An 8994-nucleotide genomic window follows, 5' to 3' on the forward strand; every position below is an offset into this window, starting at 1 on the left:
TCGCGTGCGGTGTCAGATGCATATGCGGACCGGCTCGGGTCCCCCCGGCCGCGGAGCCCCGGGGGCCCCCACCCCTCTCGGGCCCGGGGCCGCCAGGTTCTGGGCCTGCTCCAGCTGCTGGATAGACAGATGACCGTCCCGCCGCAACCGGCCCAGTCGTGCCGCTTCCCGTTCCAGCTCCTGCGCCTGCAGCCGTTGCTGCTCGAGCAGGGATCCGGCCGCCCGCACCGCGGCCCGCTGCCGTGCCAGCTCGGTCTCGGCCAGCCCCAGGGCCAGCTCGGTCCGCTCCAGCGCCAGCCGGTAGTCGCTGTCGTCCAGCTCGAACAGCAGATCGCCGACCGCCACCGGCTGGTTGTTTTCGACCCACACCCGGCTGACCTGGCCCGCCACCCTCGGCGCCACCGGCACCACATAGCGCTGCACCTGGGCCTGGGGCGTCATGGGCGCATAGTTGTCGGCCAGCACGAAGTAGCCGAAAGCGAGGATAAAAATGCCCAGGGCCACCCGGACCCAACGGCTGAAACTTTGCTCCGGCGTCACTGGCTTACCCCGTCGTTGCTGCGGAAATGTCCTTGCCGATCCCTTGCAGATTCTGGGTGAGATGCTCAATCATCCGGTTGAACTCCCGTATTTCCTGCTCGCTGAGGCCGGCCAGCACCTGCTGGCGGGTTTCGTCCAGCACCTCGTCCATCTGCGCCAGCACGGGGCCGGCCGCGGCGGTGAGATAGACCCGCTTGCCCCGCCGATCGCTGGGGCAGGGCCGGCGCTCCACCAGCCCCATCTGCTCCAGCCCGTCCAGGGTGCGCACCAGGGAGGGCTGCTCCACCCCCACCCGCCGCGCCAACTGATGCTGCAGTATGCCGTCTTCCAGTTTGAGGTAAGAGAGGGTAATCCAGCGGCTCTGGGTCAGCCCCAGGGGCTTGAGCCGTTCGTCGTTCACCCAGCGCCATTGCCGCACCAGGCAGGCCAGCGCCATCCCTAAGGTTTTCATAATCACCTCGATAGTTAATTAGCATGCTAATTATGCTCTCGCTAACTAAATCGCTCAAGGCATTTCCGAACTTTTTCAAGTCGGCAAGCTTCTTGCAGTATTTAATGCAGTAAGCTTGATCCAGGTGCACCGGAGCAGGGCATGCCGCTCAGCACGCACCATCAGGCGGCAAGGCGAGCCGGATAGGATAGAATCAATGCACCACCATGGTGCAATTCACCGAAGCGAGGGCAAAAGGTGTTGGAATCCCAGATGAGCACCAAGACGATCATCGACAACCTGCTGACCGCCGTGCTGGTGGTCGACGGTAACCTGCTGGTGCATTTCGCCAATACCGCCGCCGAGCAGTTGCTCACCCTGAGCAAGCGCCGGCTGCAGGAGGCGCAGCTCGATCAGGTGGTGGAGGACATTTCCCTCGATACCCGCCGCATCAAGCGTTGCATCGAGAGCGAGCAGGGCTTTACCGACAGCGAGGTGCAGCTGGTGATCGACGGCGCCCCGCGCTGGGTCGACGTCAGCGTCAGCCCCTTCAGCCTCGAAGGCAAGACCATGGCGCTGATCGAGCTGCGCCTTATCGACCAGCAGAAGAAGATCAGCCAGGAGCTGCAGCAGCGGGCCCAGCAGCAGGCGGCCCGGGAGCTGGTGCGCGGCCTGGCCCATGAGATCAAGAACCCGCTCGGCGGCCTGCGCGGCGCGGCCCAGTTGCTGGAGCGGGAACTGGCCCAGGAAGAACTCAAGGAATTCACCCAGCTGATCATCGCCCAGGCGGATCGGCTGCGCAACCTGGTGGACCGGCTGCTGGGCCCGCAGCGGCCCGGCCTGCGCCAGATCACCAACCTGCACTCGGTGCTGGAGCAGGTGCGCCAGCTGGTGACGATGGAAATCCCCCAGGACATCAAGCTCAGCCGCGACTACGACCCCAGCATCCCCGACTTCGAGATGGATCCGGAGCAGTTGCAGCAGGCCTTCCTCAACATAGTGCGCAACGCCGCCGAAGCCCTGGGCGACAAGGGCCATATCCAGATCCGGACCCGCACCGCCTTCCAGGTGATGCTGCAGGGGCGCCGCTACCGGCTGGCAGCCGAGATCCGCATCATCGACGACGGCCCCGGCATCCCCGAGCAGCTGCGCGACACCCTGTTCTACCCCATGGTCACGGGCAAGGAGGGCGGCACCGGCCTGGGGCTGTCCATCGCCCAGGATCTGATCCACCAACACAAGGGGCGGATCGAAAGCCAGAGCCGCCCCGGGCACACCGAATTTATTATCTATCTGCCGTTACGACGATAGGAGACCTTTATGGCTGAACTGGTATGGATAGTCGATGACGACAGCTCTATCCGCTGGGTTTTGGAGCGGGCACTGGGCCAGGCGGGCTTCCGCTGCCAGAGTTTTGCCGACGGCGAGAGCGTGCTGGCGGCCCTGCCGCAGGGCAAGCCGAGCGTGGTGGTGTCCGACATCCGCATGGGCGGCATGGACGGCCTGACCCTGCTCAACGCCATCCACAAGCAGGCACCGCAACTGCCGATCATCATCATGACCGCCCACTCGGATCTGGACAGCGCGGTCAGCGCCTACCAGCACGGCGCCTTCGAATACCTGCCCAAGCCGTTCGACATCGACGACGCCGTGGCCCTGGTGCAACGGGCCGTGGCCCACCTCAAGGAGAGCAGGAGCAAGGACAAGGCCCCGCTGGTGGACAGCCTCAACACCCCCGAGATCATCGGCGAGGCCCAGGCCATGCAGGAGGTGTTCCGCGCCATCGGCCGCCTGGCCCGTTCCTCCATCTCGGTGTTGATCAACGGCCAGAGCGGCACCGGCAAGGAACTGGTGGCCCACGCCCTGCACAAGCACAGCCCACGCGCCCAGAATCCCTTTATCGCGCTGAACATGGCCGCCATCCCCAAGGATCTGATCGAATCGGAACTGTTCGGCCACGAGAAGGGCGCCTTCACCGGCGCCAACAGCGTGCGCCAGGGCCGCTTCGAGCAGGCCGACGGCGGCACCCTCTTCCTCGACGAGATCGGCGACATGCCGCTGGATATCCAGACCCGGCTGCTCAGGGTGCTGGCCGACGGCCAGTTCTACCGGGTGGGTGGCCACCAGCCGATCAAGGTGGACGTACGCATCATCGCCGCCACCCACCAGGATCTGGAGAAAAAGGTGGAAGACGGCGACTTCCGCGAAGACCTGTTCCACCGGCTCAACGTGATCCGCATCCATATGCCGGCGCTGAAGGATCGCCGCGAGGACATCCCCAAGCTGGCCCGCCATTTCCTGGGCCGGGCCGCCAAGGAGCTGGCGGTGGAGGCCAAGAGCCTGCACCCGGACACCCAGGCCTACCTGCAGTCCCTGTCCTGGCCGGGCAACGTGCGCCAACTGGAAAACGTCTGCCGCTGGCTGACGGTGATGGCCTCGGGCCAGGAGGTGCTGATCGCCGACCTGCCGCCGGAGCTGATGCAGAAGGAGCGGGAAAAGGAAAGGGACGCCGGCAGCCAGGACTGGCGCCAGGCCCTGCAGGACTGGGCCCGGCAGTCCCTGGCCAAGGGCAAGCAGGATCTGCTGGCCGACGCCCAGCCCGAGTTCGAGCGCATCCTGCTCGACTGCGCCCTCGCCCACACCCAGGGCCACAAGCAGGAGGCGGCACGACTGCTGGGCTGGGGCCGCAATACCTTGACCCGGAAGTTAAAAGAGTTGCATGGTGACGACAGCCTGGTAGAGGATTAGCATTTATCTCATCCCCCCTTGCCGATGGCCGCCCCGGCGGCCCCGGCAAGGGTCCAGACCAGAAAAGGAAGATGCCATGATAGATCCCAGCCTGCCCCTGCTCGACCTGCACCGCCACCTGGACGGCAACATCAGGCCCGCCACCATTCTCGATCTGGGCCAGGCCTTCAACATGGTGCTGCCTGCCACCACCCTGGAAGGGCTGCGCCCCCATGTGCAGGTGCTGGACAACGCCCCGGATCTGGTGTCCTTCCTCGCCAAGCTGGACTGGGGCGTCAAGGTGCTGGGCAGCTACGACGCCTGCCGTCGGGTGGCCTACGAGAACGTCGAGGATCTGCAGACCGCCGGCATCGATTACGCCGAGCTGCGCTTCAGCCCCGGCTACATGGCCATGAGCCACAATCTGGACCCCCAGGGGGTGGTGGAAGCGGTGATCGACGGGGTGGCCGCCGGCCAGCGCGACTTCGGCATCCCGGTGAAACTTACCGGCATCATGAGCCGCACCTTCGGCCAGGCCGCCTGCGAGCGGGAGTTGGCCGCCTGCCTGGTCCATAAGGACAAACTGGTGGCCATGGATCTGGCCGGTGACGAACTGGGCTTTCCCGGCGAACTGTTCAACGACCATTTCAAACGGGTACGTGACGCCGGCCTGCGCATCACGGTGCATGCCGGCGAGGCGGCCGGCAGCGACAGCATCTGGCAGGCCATTCGCCAGCTGGGCGCCGAGCGCATCGGCCACGGCGTCAAGGCGGTGGAGGACGAACGCCTGCTCGACTACCTGGCCGAACACCGCATCGGCATCGAATCCTGCCTCACCTCCAACCTGCAGACCAGCACGGTGGCGGATATCGCCGCCCATCCCATCCACCGCTTTCTGGCAAAAGGCGTGCTCGCCTGCCTCAACACCGACGACCCGGCGGTGGAAGGCATAGAGCTGCGCCACGAATACACGGACGCGGCGGCCCGCGCCGGCCTCAGTGCCGCCCAGACCCGCCAGTGCCAGGAAAACGCCCTGCAGATGGCCTTTATCAGCCCAGCGGAAAGGGCCGCCCTGCTCACCGCCAGCGCCGAGCGGGAATAACAAGCGCAGAGTAAAGGCCCTGTTAGCCGACGCTTCGGACCGCAAAGGCCTTGCCCGTCGGGCAAGGCCTTTCATCTTACTGCCACAGCACCAGGACGCCCGACACCAGGGCGAACACCAGCACGAACTGGCGCAGGAAACGGGCGTTGATGGTGCGGTGCACCAGCTGGCTCAGGATCAGCCCCGCCGCCAGCGCCGGCAACATCCAGCCCACCGGCAGCAGCAGTTCGGCCTGCAGCCGGCCGTCGAGCGCCAGCACCAGCAGCGAGACCAGCTCGCCGATCAAAAAACACAGGGCCACCGAGGCGCGCAGGGTCGCCACCGGCATATGCTGGTACACCAGGGCCAGGGGCGGCCCGCCGATGCCGGTGGCGGTTTCGGTGATGCCGGTGATCACCCCGGTGGACACGAAGGCCTTGCGCCCCGGCGCAAAGGCCGGCGCCAGCCAGCTGACCAGCACCGCCGCTATGGTGGACACCCCGATCAGGATGTTGAGCTGGTTCAGGGGCAGCACCACCAGCACCCAGAGCCCGCCGAAGGTGCCCAGCACCCGGCCCAGGGATATCCACTTGGTGCCCCGCAGATCGATGGCGTGGCGCTCCCGCCAGGCGATCAGGGCATTGAGCGGCAACATCAGCACCAGCAGGCTGATCGGCAGCAACGCCGGCGCCAGCAACCCCAGCACCGGCGCCACCACCAGGGCGAAGCCCATGCCGGTGGCGCCCTGGACAAAGGCACCCGCCGCCACCGCCAGGGCGACCCAGGCGAAAACATCCGGGCTCATGACGCGCGTCCGCCGGGGCCCGGGCGTTGCGCCTCCCACTGCCGCCGGTGCCGGCCCGAGTCGGGATGGATTTTCTGGATCGGCGCCCGCGCCACCACCGCCTTGGCGTGCTCGTCCACCTCCCGCATCAGGGCCCGGGCGTCCCAGTCCAGCGGCCAGCCCTGCCACAGCCGCAGGCGGCCGGCCACGAACACCCCCAGAATCTGATCCCGGTTGGCCAGCCGAACCAGCTCCCAGCACAGGTCCCAGGACGGCAGCAGTTCGGGCACCTCCAGGTCCACCAGCAGGAAGTCGGCCGCCCGGCCGGGCGCGATCTCGCCGGTGTTCAGCCCCAGCACCCTGGCCCCGCCGCGGGTGCCCTGCTCCAGCCAGGGCCAGCCGCCGCCGCAGGAGGAGTCCCCCACCGCCAGGCCGAAGGCGAAGCGCTGGGCCGCCTCGGCATAGTCAAGCAGCCGGAAACCGTCGCTGCGGGTGCCGTCGGTACCCAGGCCGAGGCGGATCCCCAGGCTGTGCATCAGCTGGGCCTGGGCCACGGCGTTGCCCTTCCAGGCGCTGGCCACCGGGTTGTAGCTGACCGCGCTGTCGGAGTCGCGCAGCAGCATCAGCTCGTCGGGGGTGAGCAGGGTGGCGTGGGCGAGCAGCGCCTGGGGCCCCAGGGCCCCGGCCCGGTGCAGGTGCTCCACCGGGCGCAGGCCGCGCTGCTCCAGGGAGCGCTCCACCGCCACCAGGTGTTCGTTGACGTGGGTCTGGAACAGGATGCCGGCCTCGGCGCAGAGCGCCGACACCCGGTGCAGCATGGCATCGGTGGCGATCTCCGGGATGGGCACGGCCAGCGAGGGGGTCACCAGCGGCTGGCCCTGCCAGCCGGCGATATGTTGCTCGGCCCGCGCCAGTATGGGCCCCGGCGCCAGTTCCTCGCTGCCGCGTTTGTCGTTGCACACCAGCCCCAGCACGCAGCGCAGCCCCGCCTCGGTGGTGGCGCGGGCGATGGCGTCCAGCCCCTCGCTGGCCCGGGTGCCGGCGTCGCAGACGGTGGTGAAGCCCCCGCGCAGGGCCTCCAGCGCCGCCAGCTTGGCGGTCAGGTAGAGGATGTCCGGGCTCAGGCCGGATTCCATGGGCACCCACACCCGGCGGAAGATCTCCGACGGCTCGCCGAACACCAGCGCCTTGCCGAAGGCCTGGGTCAGGTGGTGGTGGGTATCGACGAAGCCGGGCATGATCAGCTTGCCGGGCAGGGCGGTCACCGCCAGCTCCGGGTGGGCCGCCTGCAGCTCGGCCAGGGGGCCGACGGCGCCGAAGCGCTCGCCGTCCAGCAGGATGGCGTGATCCCGCACCGGGCCGTCCGCCAGCAACAGCCAGTCGGGCGCCAGCAGGCAGCGTTGTTCGAACTGGGAGGGATTGAGTTGCGTCTTCATGATGGTCCTTTTATTGGCAGGGGCAGGCCGCGGGGCCTGCCCGGGTAGATCAGCGGCTCTGCAGCCGGGAGTGGTCTTCGGCCGCGGCGACCGGCGCCGGCCCCTTGCCCAGGTAGTGGAACAGGGCGTTCATCAGGGCGGCGGTGATGGCGCCCATGGCGACGCCGTTGCCCAGCAGGGAGGCCAGCCCGGAGGGGAACTGGCTGTAGACGCCGGGCACCAGTATCGGAAACAGGCCCACCGCCAGCGCCACCGACACCACGTACATGTTGGCGTGCTGGCGCAGATCGACCCGCCGCAGCATGTCGATGCCCATGGTGCCGACGATGGCGAACACCACCAGGCCGGTACCGCCGACCACAGCCTCGGGCACGCCGTGGATCACCCGCGCCAGGGGCGCGAGCAGGGCGAACAGGATCAGCATCAGGCCGGAGACCAGGGTGACGTAGCGGGAGCGAATGCCGGTGGCCCGCACCACGCCGATGTTCTCGCCGCTGGTGATGATCAGCGAAGTGCCGAACAGGCCGCCGAGCAGGGACACGGCGGCGTCGCCGCGGATGGTCTTGGCCACGTCGTTCTCCGGGTCCAGCTTCTTGTCCACCACCTCGCCGATGGCGATGGTCTGGCCGGTGGCCTCCACCATGGAGATGATGCAGAAGATCATCAGCGGCAGCGAGGCCAGCAGATCGAACTTGGGCATGCCGAAGGGCAGCAGCGACGGCAGGCTGAACAGGGGAAACAACGACAGGTGCTCGGCATGGAAGGCGCCGAACAGCACCGCCACCAGGGTGCCGCCCAGCAGGCCCAGCAGTATCGCCAGCTGGCCCATCATGCCGCTCAGCACCCGGGCGAACAGCACGGTGAAGCCGATGGTGGCGAAGGCCAGTAGCAGGTTGAGCGGGGCGGCGAAGCCCTCGGTGCCGGGCTTGCCGACGATCAGGAAGCCCGAGATCTTCACCAGGTTGATGGCCACCAGCAACAGCATGGTGCCCACCACCACCGAGGGGAAGAAGCGCAAAAACTTCTTGAACACGGGCAACACCAGGAAATAGAACAGCGCCGTCAGGATCACCGCCCCCGAGGCGGTGGCCACGTCGGTCTGCTGGGCGATGAGGATGAACAGCACTATGGGCGCGCCGCCCGGCAGCATGATGAACGGCAGCCGGGCGCCGAAGCCGCGCCAGCCGATGGACTGCAGCAGGGTGCCGATACCGCAGATGATAAAAGTGGCGCTCAGCAGGTTGATGGTCAGCTCCGGGGGAAAGCCCAGCGCCGTGGCCATCAGGAACACCGAGGCGATGGGCGAGGCCGCCATCACCAATACATGCTGCAACCCGAACGCCAGCAGCGTCTTCAGGGGCAGCTTTTCGTCGACCGGGGCGGTGACGTCCTTGTGTACTTCCGACATGATCTTCTCCTTGCATCCATATGCCGCCGGCAGCGGACACCGGCGGCTCCTTGAGCTCACCACCCAAATCGATTTGGGTGGTGGGTGAAAAACAACCCGTCGCCATGATGGCCGGCGCGGGTTCCCCATCTCTCGCCAACGTCTCCAGAGATGAATCGATTTGGTCGCTCAACTGACAAACCCAAATCGATTTGGTTAAAAGTTATTCCAGGTTCTGCACCCTGTCAAGCCGGTTTTTTCGCCAGGCCAGCCGAGACCGGGCCGGCACCCGAATCGATTTGGTGCCGGCCGGGGCCGGGGGTATACTCGACGGCATACGCGATCAGCCCCCAGAGGCCCCATGAGTTCAGCCAAGCACGGCGGCCCGCGCCGCCTCACCATCGCCGATGTCGCCGAGGCGGCGGGCGTGTCCCGCACCACCGTCTCCCACGCCCTCAACGACCGGGGGCAGGTGGATCCCCAGACCCGGGCCCGGGTCAAGGAAGTGGCCCGACTGCTGGGCTACAGCCCCAACCTGCGGGCCCAGCGCCTGCGCACCGGCCGCACCAACTCCATCGCCCTGCTCTCCTCCATGCCCTTCGCGGTGGC

The 8994-nt window shown here is 67.3% G+C and carries 9 protein-coding genes; 4 read left to right on the plus strand and 5 right to left on the minus strand.

The features are described from left to right. Positions 1-12: 12 nt before the first annotated feature. Positions 13-540, minus strand: a complete 528-nt coding sequence (locus CGX12_RS17875) for an HlyD family secretion protein (RefSeq protein ID WP_094041184.1) — start codon at positions 538-540, stop codon at positions 13-15. A gap of 4 nt (positions 541-544) precedes the next feature. Further along, complete coding sequence (gene slyA / locus CGX12_RS17880; protein ID WP_094041185.1) at positions 545-991, minus strand: transcriptional regulator SlyA; 447 nt, start codon at positions 989-991, stop codon at positions 545-547. Between the two features lie 252 nt (positions 992-1243). Between slyA and glnL the strand changes: the two genes are divergently transcribed. The 3 genes from glnL (at position 1244) to add (ending at position 4799) form a co-directional block, all read left to right on the plus strand. Further along, positions 1244-2281 carry a nitrogen regulation protein NR(II) gene (glnL, locus tag CGX12_RS17885; RefSeq protein WP_094041187.1) on the plus strand — a complete coding sequence of 346 codons (1038 nt, stop codon included), beginning with the start codon at positions 1244-1246 and terminating at the stop codon, positions 2279-2281. Positions 2282-2290: 9 nt separating this feature from the next. Further along, on the plus strand, positions 2291-3718 hold the full coding sequence (gene glnG / locus CGX12_RS17890; protein ID WP_094041189.1) for a nitrogen regulation protein NR(I): 1428 nt from the start codon (positions 2291-2293) through the stop codon (positions 3716-3718). A 76-nt stretch (positions 3719-3794) separates the two neighbouring features. Next, a complete protein-coding gene (add, locus tag CGX12_RS17895; protein WP_094041191.1) occupies positions 3795-4799 on the plus strand; it encodes an adenosine deaminase in 1005 nt (334 codons plus the stop codon). A 76-nt stretch (positions 4800-4875) separates the two neighbouring features. Here the strand turns inward: add and CGX12_RS17900 are convergent, their stop codons facing one another. The 3 genes from CGX12_RS17900 to CGX12_RS17910 are packed head-to-tail and all read right to left on the minus strand — an operon-like array spanning position 4876 to position 8406. Next, positions 4876-5583 (minus strand): sulfite exporter TauE/SafE family protein, encoded by a 708-nt coding sequence (locus CGX12_RS17900; RefSeq protein ID WP_094041193.1) that lies wholly within the window; start codon positions 5581-5583, stop codon positions 4876-4878. After that, a complete protein-coding gene (locus CGX12_RS17905) occupies positions 5580-6998 on the minus strand; it encodes an amidohydrolase family protein (protein ID WP_094041194.1) in 1419 nt (472 codons plus the stop codon). The genes CGX12_RS17900 and CGX12_RS17905 overlap by 4 nt, the downstream gene beginning before the upstream one ends. 49 nt (positions 6999-7047) lie before the next feature. Next, entirely contained in the window at positions 7048-8406 is a 1359-nt protein-coding gene (locus tag CGX12_RS17910) for a uracil-xanthine permease family protein (RefSeq protein WP_094041196.1), read from the minus strand. A gap of 340 nt (positions 8407-8746) precedes the next feature. Between CGX12_RS17910 and CGX12_RS17915 the strand changes: the two genes are divergently transcribed. Then, positions 8747-8994 (plus strand): LacI family DNA-binding transcriptional regulator (locus tag CGX12_RS17915; protein WP_142995675.1); only part of this gene is annotated, 248 nt, incomplete at its 3' end.

Origin of the sequence: Zobellella denitrificans (genome assembly GCF_002237365.1) — a bacterium.
Classification (GTDB): Bacteria; Pseudomonadota; Gammaproteobacteria; order Enterobacterales; family Aeromonadaceae; genus Oceanimonas; species Oceanimonas denitrificans.

What these genes read in the sequence shown, in the direction of transcription:
- CGX12_RS17905 (WP_094041194.1), bottom strand. Translation starts at nt 6,998, where the DNA reads ATGAAGACGCAACTCAATCCCTCCCAGTTCGAACAACGCTGCCTGCTG.
- glnL (WP_094041187.1), top strand. Translation starts at nt 1,244, where the DNA reads ATGAGCACCAAGACGATCATCGACAACCTGCTGACCGCCGTGCTGGTG.
- slyA (WP_094041185.1), bottom strand. Translation starts at nt 991, where the DNA reads ATGAAAACCTTAGGGATGGCGCTGGCCTGCCTGGTGCGGCAATGGCGC.
- add (WP_094041191.1), top strand. Translation starts at nt 3,795, where the DNA reads ATGATAGATCCCAGCCTGCCCCTGCTCGACCTGCACCGCCACCTGGAC.
- CGX12_RS17910 (WP_094041196.1), bottom strand. Translation starts at nt 8,406, where the DNA reads ATGTCGGAAGTACACAAGGACGTCACCGCCCCGGTCGACGAAAAGCTG.
- CGX12_RS17900 (WP_094041193.1), bottom strand. Translation starts at nt 5,583, where the DNA reads ATGAGCCCGGATGTTTTCGCCTGGGTCGCCCTGGCGGTGGCGGCGGGT.
- glnG (WP_094041189.1), top strand. Translation starts at nt 2,291, where the DNA reads ATGGCTGAACTGGTATGGATAGTCGATGACGACAGCTCTATCCGCTGG.